A 15,236-nucleotide genomic window follows, 5' to 3' on the forward strand; every position below is an offset into this window, starting at 1 on the left:
TCATACTAAAGAGTAGAGTCGCTTTTTAAAAAGGGGGTCAAACTTATGCTTGGATTTATAATGACCCTGATTGTTGCAGCAATTGCAGGTTATATTGGTGATGCACTGACTAAGTACAAGATGCCAGGTGGTTTTATTGGAGCAATGATTGCAGGACTTGTTGGTTCATGGATTGGTGCATATATTCCTTTTTTCAAAAAGCTTGGACCTGTTATAGCTGGAATTCCGATTATTCCAACTATACTTGGTGCCGCGATATTCATCTTTATATTAGGACTGTTTAGAAAAGGTGCTGAAGAGGTAAGCAAACCACAGCAATAGTAACAATTGGTTGATAAGGTACAACTCCTTATCAGCCTTTGTTTTTGGTAAGATAGTTTAGACATGTTACCTAAAAGGTTTTTAAAAAGTTTGTTTAAAAAATCAATAGTTTTTGGCCGCAAATAATTGTATAGTCTATAGTAGAAGAAAATTTTTGCGAATTAATATACAAATACTGTGTAGGAGGTAAAAGAAAAGTGGCAAGTGTAAGATTAAAAGGTGTTTATAAGAGATATCCGGGTGGTGTTACAGCTGTTGCAGATTTCAACCTTGACATTGAAGACAAGGAATTTATAGTTTTAGTTGGACCATCTGGTTGTGGTAAGACAACAACTCTTAGAATGATTGCAGGGCTTGAAGAGGTCACAGAGGGCGAGATTTATATTGGAGACAGGCTGGTAAATGACGTTCCTCCAAAGGACAGAGATATCGCGATGGTTTTCCAGAACTATGCTTTGTATCCACATATGACTGTTTTTGAGAATATGGCATTTGGTCTTAAACTGAGAAAGTTTCCAAAAGATGAGATAAAGAGACGTGTTTATGAAGCTGCAAAGATCTTAGGTATTGAACACTTACTTGACAGAAAACCAAAGGCTTTATCTGGTGGTCAGAGACAGAGAGTTGCGTTGGGTCGTGCGATTGTAAGAGAGCCAAAGGTGTTCCTGATGGACGAGCCACTTTCAAACTTGGACGCTAAACTCAGAGTCCAGATGAGAGCAGAGCTATCTAAGCTTCACAAGAGACTTGGAACAACATTTATATACGTTACACACGACCAGACAGAAGCTATGACAATGGGTACAAGAATTGTTGTTATGAAAGATGGATACATTCAACAAGTAGACACTCCACAAGTATTGTATGAGCAACCTGCTAACTTGTTCGTTGCGGGCTTTATTGGTTCACCACAGATGAACTTCATTGAGGCAAGAATTGAACAGAAAGATAAGAACCTCTATGTTGTATTTGGTGACAATGCAATTAAACTTCCTGAAGGAAAGGCTAAAAAAGTTGAAGAGCTTGGCTATGTTGGTAAAGAGGTTATAATGGGTATCAGACCTGAGGACTTACACGATGAAGAAATATTCTTGCAGACAGCTCAGGATGCTGTTGTTGATGCTAATGTTGATGTTGTTGAGATGCTTGGTTCTGAGACACTCTTGTATGTAGTTGTTGATGGTCTCAATCTCATTGCAAGAGTTGACCCAAGGTCTAGGGCAAAGAGTGGAGATAAGATTAAGCTTGCATTTGATGTTAATAAGATTCACCTCTTTGATAAAGAAACAGAAAAGGCTATTGTTCACTAATAAAAGTCAAAATAGCCCTTGCCAAAATTTCAAAGTGGCAGGGGTTTTTTGTTTTTAAAAACCTTTTACAATTGCAAAGAAAAAAAGTATAATAGAGTTATAAAATACTATTTGGAAAAGGGTGAGGTATAGCGTTATGATGACACAAAAGGTGATTGATGTATTAGAACAGGCAAAGGATATCATTGAGGATGAATTCGGATATATAGAGGCTGATGGTAGAGTTGTTTACAGTTCTAACCCGCTTTCTCAAAACAGAATCAACACAGTTGCAATTGACATGATAAAAACAGATACTGACCTTGAAATCTTTGAAGGACGCACATATAAAGTTTACAGAAGTCAAACCGACACATATGTGCTGTATATAAATAACACAGAACCACACGCTGAGAAGCTTCTTGACATACTAAACCTTGTTGTGATGAAAGCAAAAGAGCCAGCTTCTGCTTATGATAAGAAGCTGTTCATAAAAAACCTATTGTACGACAATATACTGCCAGGTGAGATTTACACAAAGGCAAGAGAACTTCATATTGCAACAGGTGCTACAAGAGTTGTTTATGCTATATATATTCCAAATGCAAAAGAAATCAAAGATGTCAACATTGCAGAGGTTTTAACAAGCATCTTTCCAAAGAGTACAAAAGATTTCATAATCCAGCTTGACAATAACATACTTGTGTTCATAAAAGAATTAAAACCAGGTTCAACTGACGAAGATGCATACAAGGTGGCAAGGATTATACTTGACACTCTCAACTCTGAGCTTCTTTTGAAAGCGTATATTGGAATTGGTTCCATTGTTGATGATATAAAAGAACTTTCAATGTCCTACAAAGAAGCTGAAGCAGCGCTTAAAATTGGTTATATCTTTGAAAAGGACAAGTATATAGTAAGCTATCACAAGCTTGGCCTTGGAAGGCTTATATATCAAATGCCAACAAAACTGTGTGAGATGTTCTTAGAAGAAGTCTTCAAGGATGTGAAACTTTCTGACTTTGACCCAGAGCTAATACAGACTGTTGAGATGTTCTTTGAGTGCAACTTAAACGTCTCCGAGACAGCAAGGCAACTTTACATCCATAGAAATACATTGGTATACAGGCTTGATAAGATTGAGAGAATGATAGGTCTTGATTTGAGAAAATTTGAAGATGCTGTCATCTTCAAAATGGCTATGCTTGTAAATCAATACCTTGAGTATACAAAAGGAAATATCACATTTTGAAGAATATTGCAGGTGAATTTAAATGGTAAAATTTATAAATGTGAGCAAAAGATACCCAAATGGGGTACTTGCTCTGTGTGATGTAAACCTGACAATAGAAAAAGGTGAGTTTGTATTTTTGGTAGGTTCAAGTGGTGCGGGGAAATCTACATTGATAAAGCTTCTTTTGAAAGAGATTGACCCAACCGAAGGAGAGATAATTGTTGGAGAGTACAATCTAAATAAACTTACCAAGAAAGAAATACCTTATTACAGAAGAAAAATTGGTATTGTATTTCAGGACTTTAGGCTTTTGCCAAACAAGACGGTATATGAAAATGTTGAGTTTGCTATGCAAATAACAGGAGCACCTTCAAAGCTTATCAGAAGGCAAGTTCCTTTTGTACTGTCGCTTGTTGGGCTTGCGCACAAGGCAAAGTGTTACCCGCACGAGCTGTCTGGTGGTGAGCAGCAGCGGGTTGCCTTGGCGCGAGCAATTGTCAACAAGCCAACTTTACTGATTGCTGATGAACCAACTGGAAATCTTGATCCTGATACCTCGTGGGAAATAATGAGACTTTTAGAGGATATAAATAAAAGGGGTACAACAGTATTGGTTGCAACACATGCAAAAGAGATTGTAGATAGTATGAGAAAAAGAGTTGTTGCAATTGAAAACGGCAGAATTGTCAAAGATCAGACTAAAGGAGTTTACAGCTATGAGACTTCAGACAATCAAGTACTTTTGCAAAGATGGATTTAAGAATATATTTTTAAACAAAACTATGGCTGCTGCTTCTATTTCAATTGTAGTAGCAGCCTTAACTGTAGTTGGCATATTCATTGCGATTGGACTTAATTTGGAATATATTGCGCAGCAAATAGAAAAGACTGTTGATATAAGGGTAATTCTCCAAAAAGGGCAAGAAGATAAAGTTCCTATATTAGAAGAATTTTTGAGAAAAAATGCCTATGTTCAAAGCTTTGAATATATAAGTCCAGAGATGGCGCTTGAAGATTTTAAGAAAAAGCTTGGGAAAAATTCTTTTCTTTTAGAAGGGCTTGAAAAAGACAATCCGCTGCGGGGTTATTTTATTGTAAGACCTGTAAAGTTAGAGTACACAAAGGGTCTTGCAAAACAGTTAGAAACTTTAGAAGGGATTGACCAGGTTTACTTTCCTTCTCAGACAGTTGACAAGCTAAAGAGGATAATAAAAATATTGAACATCTTTTGTATAGCGTTGATTTTAGGGCTGTACATAATAGCAATATTTATAATAGCGAATACCATAAAGATTACACTTTTTGCAAGAAGAAGGGAAATTTCAATAATGAGATATATTGGTGCGACAAATAGGTTTATAAGTGGTCCCTTTGTAGTAGAAGGTTTTATAATTGGAATACTGGGGGCAACTTTTGCATATGCTATAGTGCTTTTAATATACCATTACTCGATAAAATATCTCTCACAAACAATTACCTTTGTAGACTTTGTAAATATCTCTACTTATAAGTACAAGATATTAGGGTTGTTTATTCTAACTGGAAGTATGGTTGGTATTTTAGGAAGTCTAATTTCGCTAAGAAGATATCTCAAAGCTTAAAATGGCCTCTTTTTCCTGAGAAGGAGGTTTTTTATGTTGATGAGAAAATTTAAGACTGTGGCCTTAGTTTTGATTTTTGTGTTGCTTTTTGAAAGTGCTATTTCTGATACACTAAAAGATTATCAGAATAAACTCAAGTCTGTTGAAAAAAACAAAAAAAAGACTCAGCAAAAAATTGCTGAAATAGAAAATAAACAGCAACAGATTTTAGATCAGATAGATGATATTGATAGGGAGATTGACAAAACAAAAAGCCAAATTGATTTGTTAAAAAACAATATCCTCATTGTTGAGAACAGGATTAAACATACCCAAGAGCAACTTCAACTTGAGCAGGCAAAAAAGGAGGCATATTACCAAAAGTTCAAAGACAGAATCAGAGCAATATATGAGATGAACAATGTTTCGGTTTCGTATATAGAGATTTTGCTTGACTCGAAAAATTTGTCTGACTTTTTTACGAGAATGTATCTTTTTAACGATATAATTGAGTATGATAAGCAAATACTAAATGAGTATACAAAATCTATTGAGAATATAAAAAAGAAAAAGGCAGAATTAGTTTTGCTAAGACAAGATTTGAATAACAAAAAAGCAGAACTTGAAAAATATCAAAATTCGCTCATTGCTGAGCAACAAGAAAAGAAGAAGCTTTTGTCTGACTTAGAAAAAGAGCAGGACAAGTTAGAAAATATGCTTGATGAACTGGAAAGAGTTTCGAATGAACTTTCCAAAAAAATAAAAGAGATTTTGGCAAGACAAAAGACAAAGCGAATATATTCAGGTGGAAAGCTTTTATGGCCACTTGAGGGTTACTATGATATATCATCATATTTTGGGATGAGATTTCATCCTATTTTGAAAAAGAACAAGATGCATACAGGGATTGACATTGCTGCACCTTATGGTACAAGGGTTTTAGCAGCAGCTGATGGCGATGTGATTTTAGCTGGATGGGTTTCTGGATATGGGAAAACTATTATTTTAGACAATGGAAGTGGCATTAGCACGCTTTATGCTCATCTTTCTTCAATAAATGTCTCTGTCGGGCAAAAGGTAAAAAAAGGTGAGTGTATAGGGAATGTGGGTTCAACAGGGTATTCAACAGGTCCACACCTTCATTTTGAAGTGAGAATCAACGGCGATGTTGTCGACCCATTGAATTATCTGAAATAAGGGGCTGAAGAAAACATGAAAAAAAGACTCAATACTATAGCAATAATTTTGATAACTGCAGTGGCAACATACATTTTTACAACATATCTTTACTTTGGAAGTCCACTTTATGCCAACAATTTAGTGGCAAATCCTAAGCTTTCTAAAGTCATTTGGCTTTTAAAAAAGTATTACTATGAACCAAAAGATTTAAACGACCAAAAGCTAATAGATGGTGCCATTGACGGAATTGCTGCGAGTGTAGATGACCCATACACCGAGTACTTTACAAAAAAAGAATTTGACGAGTTTATGATTCAGAGCAAAGGAACATACTTTGGAATTGGTGTCACAATAGAGCCAGGCGAGCATTATATTGAAGTTGTAACTCCGTTTGAAGGCTCACCTGCATATAAGGCAGGTATTAAACCAGGTGATAAGATTATAAGAGTAAACGGTATTAATCTCACTGCGAAGGATATTGACAAGGCAGAAAGTCTTATGAGAGGGCCAAAAGGCACACCAGTTACTGTCACAATTCTTCGAGATGGGAGTTCAAAACCAATAGATTTTAAGATAATCAGAGATGAAATAAAGATAAAGACAGTGAGTAGCAAAATCTTTAACAATACCATAGGGTATATAAAGATAACAAACTTTGACGAAAACACTCCACAAGATTTTATGAACGCATATGACAAGTTAAAGAGTTCAGGCTGCAAAGGACTTATTATTGACCTTAGATTTAACCCAGGTGGACTTTTGGAGTCTGTTGTTGATGTTGCAAGCAACTTTCTCAAAAAAGGACAGCTTATAGTCTATCTTAAGGATAGATACAATAACAAGCAGTATTTTAAATCATATAAAAATGGAGATACTGTAACACCTCTTGTTGTCTTGACAAATAGATATTCAGCCTCTGCTTCAGAGATTTTAGCCGGATGTTTAAAGGACCAAAAAAGAGCTAAAATTGTAGGTGAGAAGACTTTTGGAAAAGGTGTAGTTCAACAGGTATTTGAACTTGGTGATGGGTCAGCAATAAAGATAACAGTTAGTCAATACTTGCTTCCAAGCGGTGCATATATCAACAAGAAAGGGATAAAACCTGACATTCAGGTTTTACAGCCAAAAGAGTATCAGGACAAAATGAACGTGCCACTGAATAAGGACTTGCAGCTTAAAAAGGCAATTGAAATTCTAAAAAGTAGTATTTGAGAAGATTTGAGGTGCAGTTTATGTTTAAGTTTTTCTGGCAGATATTTGAGCTAACAGGGCTTAACATATTTAGCCTTCTTTTTAGTTGGAATTTCTGGGTAATAATTATTTTAATAGCGTTTTTATACAAAAGAGAGCAAGAATTTGAGCAAAATGTGTTGGGCTATAATCGTAGGACATTAATTTACAAAGTGATTGAGTCGTCTATTGCAGGGCTTGTAGGTGGGTATATAGTGAGCTTAATTGTTCTATTTTTTGGAATAGTGGTTGATGTAGATAGCTTTCTTTATCTTTGGTATATTGCATTGATTCTTGCTCTTATAAATCCAAGGTATCTTTGTTTTTCATATTCAGCAGGAATTATTTCAATAGTATCTTTGATATTTAAAAAACCAGCTGTAGATATTTCTGGGATACTATTAATTGTTGCAATTTTGCATTTTGTTGAGAGTCTTTTAATATTTTTAGACGGTTTCAGAGGGGCAATACCTGTTGTAATAAAACGAAGAAAAAAGGACGAATCTACTGGGTATTTAGATAACCATTCGATTACAGGCGCTTACCTTATGCAAAGGTTTTGGGCTATTCCGATGGTTATTATTGCGCTTAACTTTCAGGTATCTGCACCCACAGTAAAGATTAATTTGTTTGAACCTTCATGGTGGCCTTTGTTCAAACCCCAGCAGGTAACTCCTACTACTTTGCTTCTTTTGACACCTATTGTAGCAGCACTTGGTTATGGCGATTTGGCTGTTTCTGATGAGCCACATGTGATTAGCAAAAAGAGTGCGTTTACCTTAAGTATATTTAGCATTGTACTTTTTGTTTTAAGTGCACTTTCATATAGAATCTATGCTTTTAAATGGATTGCAGCTTTGTTTGCACCTATTGCTCATGAGAGCATAATACTTTTTCAGCAAAAAAAGCAAAAAGAGGGAAAATCAATATTTGAGGCAGAGGAGAATACAATTAAGGTGTTGTATGTTGAAGAAAATAGCGTTGCTGAAAAGATGGGAATTAGACCGGGTGACACATTGATTTCTATAAATGGTGTTTTAATTCAATCAGAAAACGAACTTGAGAGGATATTTTCAGATGCACAGATTTATATGTGGGTGAAGGTAAAGGATAAAAGAGGGAAAATTAAAGAGCTTTACTATCAGGACTATGAAAATGGGATAAGAAACCTTGGTATAATAGTCATTACCAAAAATGTGATGCCAAACTATGAAATTGACACTGAGGGTTATTTTATATTTATTAAAAGTATAGCCAGCAAAATAAAAAGGTTTTTGTTCAATAATAAAGGAACCTAAAAAAGTTACTTTTAAAACGCTTTACAAAGAAAATGAGGGCAAGGCTAAATTCAAAGTAGCTTTGCCCTTTAATTTTTTGTCTTTGCCAAGTAATCAATTATGATAGCAGCTGCTAACCCTTCTTATGAATATGTAAAGTCTTGACTTTGTCAGTTAAGAGGTGTTTTTGAGCTAACAAAAAATAACAAAGTCTTAATTTATGCGGGTTTCAAGAAGAGAAAAATAAAAAATTTTAAAAAATGTAGGGACAAATTTTAGCTTAATATATACTGAATTTGCTTGACTTTTTAAATATTTTGTGGTACAATATAACAAACTATCTTCAAGGAGTTGCCATATGTTTGTCAAAATTACTAATGCTGGCGGTTATCAGTATGTTAGGTTAGTCGAAAATTACCGTGAAAATGGTAAAGTAAAGCAAAGAGTACTATTTAACTTTGGTAGACTTGATATTCTCAAAGATGACCCCGCTTTTAAAAACATTGTAAAAAAACTATCTGATATTGTCGCTGAAACAACTACTGAGAATGCAAAAGCTGTTACTATTGAATCTGAAGAAGATATTTTGGATGCAGTTGTAAAAAACTGGGGATACATTGTATACAGAAAGTTATGGCAGGAGCTTGAAATTGATAAGTTTTTAAAAGGGAAAGCAGCAAAAGAGAGAAAGATAAAATTTGATGTAGACAAAGTAAGTTTTTTAATGACCATACAGAGATTGATAGAGCCAATGAGCAAACTAAGAACTTATCATCAGAGAAGCAAATATTTTGGATTTGAAGAGGATATAGATTTGAATCAATTGTACAGGTGTTTAGATTTTCTTGACAGTGTAAAAGAAGATTTAGAGACATACCTGTATCAGAGAAATAAAGACTTATTTAAGATGGTAGTTGATGTAGTGTTTTATGATGTGACGACAATATACTTTGAGAGTTGTAGAGCGGATGAACTTAAAAATTTTGGGTTTAGCAAAGACAACAAGGTAAATGAAGTGCAAGTTGTATTAGGGCTTTTGGTGGACAAAGAAGGCAGACCGATAGGGTATGAACTTTTTCCTGGTAATACGATAGATAGCAAGACGATGGTAAAGATACTGAGGAAGCTGAAGGAAAAATTTAGTATAGATAAGATAATAATAGTAGCAGACAAAGGGCTTAACAGCAGAATAAATTTAAAGATGATAAAAGAAGCTGGGTACGACTATATAGTAGCAAGCAGATTAAAGAATGCAAGTAAAGAAATTTTAGATGAAGTTTTTAATGAAGAAGGATATAAAAGACTTGATGGCAAAAGATGTTTGAATGCTGAAGAAATTTATGGTGATGAATTCAAATATAAGGTATTGGAAAGAACAAATATTGTCAAGGATGAAGAGGGTAAAGAGTTCAAAATAGAAGAGAATTTGATAATAACGTATTCAAGCAAGAGAGCCAAGAAAGACAAAGAAGACAGAGAGAGATTGGTAAGAAAAGCCAAAGAGCTTTTAGAGAACAAAGGAAGCATAACAGCCTTAGAAAAGAAAGGTGCAAGGAAATATTTGAAGAAGAAATCAAAATCAGAAGAATATGTATTGGATGAGGAAGCGATAAAACGAGATGAGAAATTTGACGGTTATTATGCAATTCAAACGAGCAAAAAGGATATGGATGTAGAAGAGGTTTTAGGAGCATATCACGATTTATGGAAGATAGAACAGTCATTCAGAGTAATGAAAAGCTGTTTAGAAGTGCGACCGATATATCACTTTACAGAAAGCAGAATAAAAGGACATTTTGTGATATGTTTTTTGGCATTTTTACTGCAAAGGACATTGGAATATATTTTGAGGAGAAAAGGTAAAGGAATAAGTAGTGAAAGGATAATGGAAGCAATATATTCAATGAACTTTTTTGAAATAGAGATAAAAGGGAAGAAATATTTGATAAAGCAAAAAATTGAGGGAGAAGCTGGAGATATACTGAATGTAATGAAGATAAAGGGTCCAAAAAACTTCATGACATATGAGGAAGGCTTAGAATTTATTGGTATTAGCAAATGATGTAGTGACAAAATTGAGGTCCATATTTTGTCAATCCCAGTCCTCCCAAGCTTTTTGAGCTTCAAACTGACAAAGTCAAGAATTATGATAGCAGCTGCTAACCCTTCTTATGAATATGTAAAGTGAATTTTGCATAAGTCCCTGGGATAAGATGTTCAAATCAATCTTATCAGAAACATAGCGTAAGGATAAAAAATAGAATTTTATACCGAACAAAAGCATTATAATAGAAATTATACCTATGATTAAAAAAACCTTTTTCGAAACAGGAAAAATGTTTGCAAATATCCTTTTTTTACTTTTCTGCTTTTCCACTGATTTGCACCTCATTTCAGGTTTACATAACTGATTGTCAAAATAAATCATATCAAATTCTATTCTAAAAAGAAAAAATGTGGATATTGAAGTTGCTATGTATGTATAGTTTGAGAAATAGCTGGCAAGAATATGTATATGGAAGGAGGTGCAAAGTCAAGATAAATAAAAAGGATTGGAAAGAAAGATTGATAAACTTTTTTGACACCAAAGGATTTTATATAATTGTGGTTGTTTGTCTTTTTGTAATTGGTTTTTCAATTTATACAATTGCAACTACTGATTTTATGAAGTATGAGGTTGAAGAAAAGCAAGATAATAATGTAAGCCTGAACAACAGCGATACCTCTAATGCAATTCCACAAGTTGGTATGCAAGAAGTGACCAAACAAGATAAATTAAAAAATAGCCCTGCAACAACTGAAAAAAACAGGAAATAAAAATGTATCTCAAAGGAAATCAGAAGACAATACCCAAAGTATTCATAGCTCAAACTCAGCTTACAGTTCAAAAAAGAATGAAAGTTCTTTAACAACTAAGAATGACGCCGCAAGCAATGCTAATAAACAACAGCATGCACAACAAAAGGCTAATACAACTGCAGAGGAAAATCAGGGAAGAAATAGCTTAGGAGACGAAATAGAAGTAATAAATCCTCTTGTGTTCAAGCCTATATATCCTGTTTCTGGTAAGATAATCAGAGAGTTTTCTGACCAGTCACTTGTGTACTCTAAAACCTTAGATGAATGGACAGAACATTCAGGGATTGATATTGAAGCAGAAGAAGGTAGCGATGTGAAAGCTTGCTTTGACGGTACTATAATTGACTTAGGTGAAGATCCTCTCTATGGCAAATATGTTGTTGTTGACCACAGCGATGGATATATTTCAAAATATTTTAACTTGAAAGACTTAAAATATGTCCAAGTTGGAGATATAGTTAGGCAAGGGCAAAAAATTGGTGAGGTGGGGGACAAGCTCTAATATAGAATATATGGACCCACCACATTTACACTTTGAGATTTTATACAACGGTGAGAACCAAAACCCAGCAAAGTTTCTGCCACAACCACAAATAAAAAAAAGAAGTCTTTATAGAGAGGGGAATGGGGCCTTTTAGAGCACCATTCCCTTTATAAATTCTACAATGTCATTTGATGAATTTGGCTTTGCTAAAAATGAACACGCAAGTTTCATATGTTCAAGCCTTTGAAGGTTTTTTATTATTTGGTTAAAGACTATGTCAAAACTTTCAATATTTCTTACATATGCCGCAGCACCATTGTTGATAAGATATAATGTATTCCTTTCCTCTTGGCCAGGGATAGGAGAAATTAAAATCATTGGAAGTTTACGAGAAAGTGCTTCAGCACAAGTAAGTCCTCCTGGTTTTGTAATCAAGATGTCACTTATTGCCATGAGCTTGTCTATAAAATCGATAAAACCAAATACATGTATCTTTTTTCCAAAATCTCTTTCTTCTAATGACTTCTTCAAAGTTTTATTTTTTCCAGCAACAACAATTATTTGATAGATTTCATCGCATATTTTGCAAACCATTTCAACTATATCCTCAATATTTCCAAGACCAAGACTTCCGCCCATAATTAAAATTGTTGGCTTGTCTTCAAGGTTTAACTCAGCAAGAATTTGCTTTTTTTCGTAATTTATTGAGAAAGATGGGTTAATAAGAATGCCCAGAGGTAGGACTTTTTTTTCGACAGCTCCTTTTTTAATAGCTTCATATACCAAGTTTTCGTGGTGGACAATTATATAGTCAACATATTCGTTAATCCAATAAGGGTGTATTGTAAAATCTGTAACTATGCTAATTATAGGGATATTAATTTGTCCACGTTTTTTCAGCTGGCTTACCATATCAACTGGTGATGGATGTGTTTCAATTATCACGTCGGGGTTTAGTTCAGTGATGATATTGTAAAGTTTGTAGAATGCAAAGTAAAACTTTTCGTAAAGTGTCCTGCTAAAGCGTGTGGGCGGGTCTTTGTCTGTTGAATCATACACAAGGCCATATATAAATGGAACTGTTTTTATAGCTTTCAAGTACGTTCCAACTGCAAGTTTGTCAAGTATTGGACTAATAATTTTGAGGGTGTCTACAATTTCTACTTTTGCTTGTGGATCTTTTTGCAAAAATGCAGTTTTTAGTGCAGTTGATGCGGCAAAATGTCCTCACCCAGCGTCAAGACTCAGTATCAAAATATTCATGTTTTTGTTCCCTCATTTTCTTTTTAAAAACTCAATTTTAAATTTATTTTATCACAAACCTGAATAATAAAAACAAGCTTACAAAAAATAATTTTAAGAAGACTTTTTAACTGGGGGTTTTGTAAAAGTGAAAAAGCTTTTGAAAAAATATACCATTTTTATTTTCCTATTGATAATTGGATTTTTCCTAAGTGTTTACTCTGCAAAGTTTATGTATGACCTCAAAAGAGCAAATGATGAAAGAATTGAAAAAAGACTTGAAAAAGCTTTGAAAGAAGTGAAAAAGAAGTCAAAGAAGAGTCTATCACAACACAAGCATCAACAAGTTATCAAAACAAAGACTTGTATTTATTGGCAAGAGTTATAAATGGTGAGGCAAGAGGAGAGCCATATATTGGTCAGGTTGCAATTGGAGCGGTTATAATAAACAGGACAAAACATCCCGGTTTTCCAAAAACAATAAGCGGTGTTATATACCAGCCGGGCGCTTTTACGAGTGTGTCAGATGGACAAATTAATGCAAAGCTTGAACCAACAGCATTAAAGGCTGCAAGAGATGCATTAGATGGCTGGGATCCAACAAATGGATGCATTTACTATTATAATCCTGCAAAAACTACAAATAAGTGGATATGGAGTAGAAAGGTTGTACTCGTGATTGGCAAACATAGATTTGCAAAATAGCTTATCTTAAAAGCTATAAATACAAAATTTTACTACTAAACTTAAAGAGCTGATACTGCTTTAAGTATTTTAGGTGGATATAAAGAGTTAAAAGAGAGGCTCAAGAGCGTAAGGCTTTGGAGTATTATGGCAGCTGTGCTTGGAATTTTAGTGATCTTAGCTCTTTGGGGTGTAAATCGGTATAAGGGCAAAGCAAACTATCACAATTATCTTACCAATATGTGGCACAGAGCATTTTTTGATATGGTTGGGTATGTTCAAAACATACAATCGCTTTTATCAAAAGCTGATGTTTCTGCTGATGATAAACCAAGAGCTATTTTATATACAGAAGTTTGGCGAAATGCTTTTGCAGCTCAGGAAAACCTTGGTCAGCTTCCTATTGAAAATAATGTTGCACTTGAGAAGACAGCAAAGTATCTGACGCAGGTCGGTGATTTGAGTTTTTCGCTTTCTAAGCAACTTATGAACGGTAAAAAGGAAACTTAACAGCAAAAAGCACAACTAAAAAAACTTCGCAGCTATGCAGATAAGCTGAGCAACAGCTTAAATGAACTTGCTATTGAGATAAGCCAAGAAAGACTTAGATGGGGTGAGGTAAGAATAGTTGGGACGTCAAGGTTTAGAAGAATTAGTCAAAATGTCACAAGCAGCCGTATGCTTGCAGTGGAAGCAGGTTTTAAAGATTATCCAACTCTGATATATGATGGACCTTTTTCCGACCATATTGCAAGGCAGGTGCCAAGAGGACTTCCAGATAATATAATCAATAGAGATGAGGCAAAGAAAATTGCACTTGATTTTTTGAATATCAAAAAGGCTGACGTGATTAGCTATTTGGGGCTTTCAGGTGACAGGATTAAAACCTTTAATTTTGAGATAATCCCTGACAGAAGAGCAAGAGATAGAACCATCACAATAGCAATTTCTAAAAAAGGTGGAAAGGTTATCTGGATGATAGATAACAAAGCTACTTCTGTAGCTAAAATTGGTGTTTCAAAGGCAAAAGAAAATGTTTTGAAGTTTTTAAAAAGCAAAGGATTTACCAACATGGTAGATACTTTTTATCTAAAACAAGACAACACAGCTCTTATAAACTATATCTATCAGCAAAATGGTGTAAAGATATATTCTGACATGGTTAAAGTGCGAATAGCACTTGATACAGGGCAGGTGGTTGGCTTTGACGCAACAGCATATTATATGTCTCATACAAACAGAAAAATTCCAAAACCAGCAATAACTGAAGCACAAGCAAGAAGACTTATGAGCAGAAATTTTGATGTTCAAAGTGTTTCACTTAGCATAATTCCACTTGAGTCAGGCAGAGAAGTATTCACGTACGAATTTATGGAAAAATACGATAGAAAATATTTTGCAGAATATATCAATGCAATCACAGGCAGAGAAGAAAACATCTTAGAGATAATAAAAGACCCAAATGGTATCCTCTCGATGTAAAGTATGAAAAATAATAAAAAGAGACTCATTTGGGCATATTAAAAATTGCGGTGATAAAACCGCAAAGGGGGGTTAGCCTTGGCAAGGCAAAAGATTATGTCAGAAGAGCTTAAAATGGAGATAGCAAGAGAACTTGGAGTGTACGACGTTGTCGCAAAGTATGGTTGGGGAGAGGTAAAATCTCGCGACTGTGGAAACATCGTCAGAAAAGCTATCGAGATGGCAGAAAAGGCCTTGAAAGAAAGGCAATAACCCCCTTTTGAAAGAGGGGAGCTGTGGCAACATCTTTTGCTACAGTTCCCTTTTGATATGTTTTTTAAGGTTTAATAATTTCAAACCTGTTGATAATAATATTTCAGAAGAGAGTTTCTATGA

General features: G+C 34.6%; 14 protein-coding genes and 2 pseudogenes. 15 read left to right on the plus strand and 1 reads right to left on the minus strand.

Annotation, left to right across the window (positions count from 1 at the left end; genetic code table 11):
* Positions 1-45 precede the first annotated feature (45 nt).
* The 11 genes from OTJ99_RS04525 (at position 46) to OTJ99_RS04575 (ending at position 11,471) form a co-directional block, all read left to right on the plus strand.
* Positions 46-321: a GlsB/YeaQ/YmgE family stress response membrane protein gene (locus OTJ99_RS04525; RefSeq protein WP_045165058.1), complete on the plus strand. Its 276-nt coding sequence runs from the start codon at positions 46-48 to the stop codon at positions 319-321.
* Positions 322-518: 197 nt separating this feature from the next.
* Positions 519-1,631, plus strand: a complete 1,113-nt coding sequence (locus OTJ99_RS04530; RefSeq protein ID WP_045165057.1) for an ABC transporter ATP-binding protein — start codon at positions 519-521, stop codon at positions 1,629-1,631.
* 136 nt (positions 1,632-1,767) lie between these two features.
* A complete protein-coding gene (locus tag OTJ99_RS04535; protein WP_045165055.1) occupies positions 1,768-2,862 on the plus strand; it encodes a PucR family transcriptional regulator in 1,095 nt (364 codons plus the stop codon).
* A gap of 22 nt (positions 2,863-2,884) precedes the next feature.
* Positions 2,885-3,604, plus strand: coding sequence for a cell division ATP-binding protein FtsE (gene ftsE, locus OTJ99_RS04540; RefSeq protein ID WP_045165054.1), 720 nt, complete (start codon positions 2,885-2,887; stop codon positions 3,602-3,604).
* Complete coding sequence (gene ftsX, locus OTJ99_RS04545; RefSeq protein ID WP_045165053.1) at positions 3,561-4,445, plus strand: permease-like cell division protein FtsX; 885 nt, start codon at positions 3,561-3,563, stop codon at positions 4,443-4,445. The genes ftsE and ftsX overlap by 44 nt, the downstream gene beginning before the upstream one ends.
* A gap of 39 nt (positions 4,446-4,484) precedes the next feature.
* Entirely contained in the window at positions 4,485-5,621 is a 1,137-nt protein-coding gene (locus tag OTJ99_RS04550; RefSeq protein WP_045165552.1) for a murein hydrolase activator EnvC family protein, read from the plus strand.
* Between the two features lie 15 nt (positions 5,622-5,636).
* The gene (locus tag OTJ99_RS04555; protein ID WP_045165052.1) at positions 5,637-6,815 is read left to right on the plus strand and encodes a S41 family peptidase; all 1,179 of its coding nucleotides are present in this window, start codon (positions 5,637-5,639) and stop codon (positions 6,813-6,815) included.
* Positions 6,816-6,835: 20 nt separating this feature from the next.
* Entirely contained in the window at positions 6,836-8,131 is a 1,296-nt protein-coding gene (locus OTJ99_RS04560) for a PDZ domain-containing protein (RefSeq protein WP_045165051.1), read from the plus strand.
* A gap of 337 nt (positions 8,132-8,468) precedes the next feature.
* Positions 8,469-10,172 (plus strand): IS1634 family transposase, encoded by a 1,704-nt coding sequence (locus tag OTJ99_RS04565; RefSeq protein WP_045165050.1) that lies wholly within the window; start codon positions 8,469-8,471, stop codon positions 10,170-10,172.
* A 416-nt stretch (positions 10,173-10,588) separates the two neighbouring features.
* Positions 10,589-10,927, plus strand: a complete 339-nt coding sequence (locus tag OTJ99_RS04570; RefSeq protein ID WP_045165049.1) for a hypothetical protein — start codon at positions 10,589-10,591, stop codon at positions 10,925-10,927.
* Between the two features lie 220 nt (positions 10,928-11,147).
* A complete protein-coding gene (locus tag OTJ99_RS04575) occupies positions 11,148-11,471 on the plus strand; it encodes a M23 family metallopeptidase (protein ID WP_235374623.1) in 324 nt (107 codons plus the stop codon).
* Between the two features lie 132 nt (positions 11,472-11,603).
* Here OTJ99_RS04575 and OTJ99_RS12475 read toward each other — a convergent pair.
* Positions 11,604-12,716: pseudogene (locus OTJ99_RS12475) on the minus strand (MGDG synthase family glycosyltransferase).
* Between the two features lie 127 nt (positions 12,717-12,843).
* On the opposite strand from OTJ99_RS12475, the pseudogene OTJ99_RS12480 reads away from it, so the two are divergent.
* From OTJ99_RS12480 to OTJ99_RS04600, 4 genes and pseudogenes are all read left to right on the plus strand, one after another.
* A pseudogene (locus OTJ99_RS12480) lies at positions 12,844-13,400 on the plus strand (cell wall hydrolase).
* 126 nt (positions 13,401-13,526) lie between these two features.
* Complete coding sequence (locus OTJ99_RS12715; RefSeq protein WP_333782735.1) at positions 13,527-13,889, plus strand: hypothetical protein; 363 nt, start codon at positions 13,527-13,529, stop codon at positions 13,887-13,889.
* Between the two features lie 168 nt (positions 13,890-14,057).
* Entirely contained in the window at positions 14,058-14,861 is an 804-nt protein-coding gene (locus OTJ99_RS12720) for a PepSY1/2 domain-containing protein (RefSeq protein ID WP_333782734.1), read from the plus strand.
* Positions 14,862-14,939: 78 nt separating this feature from the next.
* The gene (locus tag OTJ99_RS04600; RefSeq protein WP_045165048.1) at positions 14,940-15,113 is read left to right on the plus strand and encodes a small, acid-soluble spore protein, alpha/beta type; all 174 of its coding nucleotides are present in this window, start codon (positions 14,940-14,942) and stop codon (positions 15,111-15,113) included.
* Positions 15,114-15,236: the final 123 nt, after the last annotated feature.

Origin of the sequence: Caldicellulosiruptor naganoensis (genome assembly GCF_026914285.1) — a bacterium.
Lineage (GTDB): Bacteria > Bacillota > Thermoanaerobacteria > Caldicellulosiruptorales > Caldicellulosiruptoraceae > Caldicellulosiruptor > Caldicellulosiruptor naganoensis.

Coding starts and splice junctions, on each gene's coding strand:
- ftsX (WP_045165053.1), top strand. CDS start 3,561: ATGAGACTTCAGACAATCAAGTACTTTTGCAAAGATGGATTTAAGAAT.
- OTJ99_RS04560 (WP_045165051.1), top strand. CDS start 6,836: ATGTTTAAGTTTTTCTGGCAGATATTTGAGCTAACAGGGCTTAACATA.
- OTJ99_RS12715 (WP_333782735.1), top strand. CDS start 13,527: ATGGCAGCTGTGCTTGGAATTTTAGTGATCTTAGCTCTTTGGGGTGTA.
- OTJ99_RS12720 (WP_333782734.1), top strand. CDS start 14,058: ATGCTTGCAGTGGAAGCAGGTTTTAAAGATTATCCAACTCTGATATAT.
- OTJ99_RS04555 (WP_045165052.1), top strand. CDS start 5,637: ATGAAAAAAAGACTCAATACTATAGCAATAATTTTGATAACTGCAGTG.
- OTJ99_RS04525 (WP_045165058.1), top strand. CDS start 46: ATGCTTGGATTTATAATGACCCTGATTGTTGCAGCAATTGCAGGTTAT.
- OTJ99_RS04550 (WP_045165552.1), top strand. CDS start 4,485: ATGAGAAAATTTAAGACTGTGGCCTTAGTTTTGATTTTTGTGTTGCTT.
- OTJ99_RS04570 (WP_045165049.1), top strand. CDS start 10,589: ATGTATAGTTTGAGAAATAGCTGGCAAGAATATGTATATGGAAGGAGG.
- OTJ99_RS04535 (WP_045165055.1), top strand. CDS start 1,768: ATGATGACACAAAAGGTGATTGATGTATTAGAACAGGCAAAGGATATC.
- ftsE (WP_045165054.1), top strand. CDS start 2,885: ATGGTAAAATTTATAAATGTGAGCAAAAGATACCCAAATGGGGTACTT.
- OTJ99_RS04565 (WP_045165050.1), top strand. CDS start 8,469: ATGTTTGTCAAAATTACTAATGCTGGCGGTTATCAGTATGTTAGGTTA.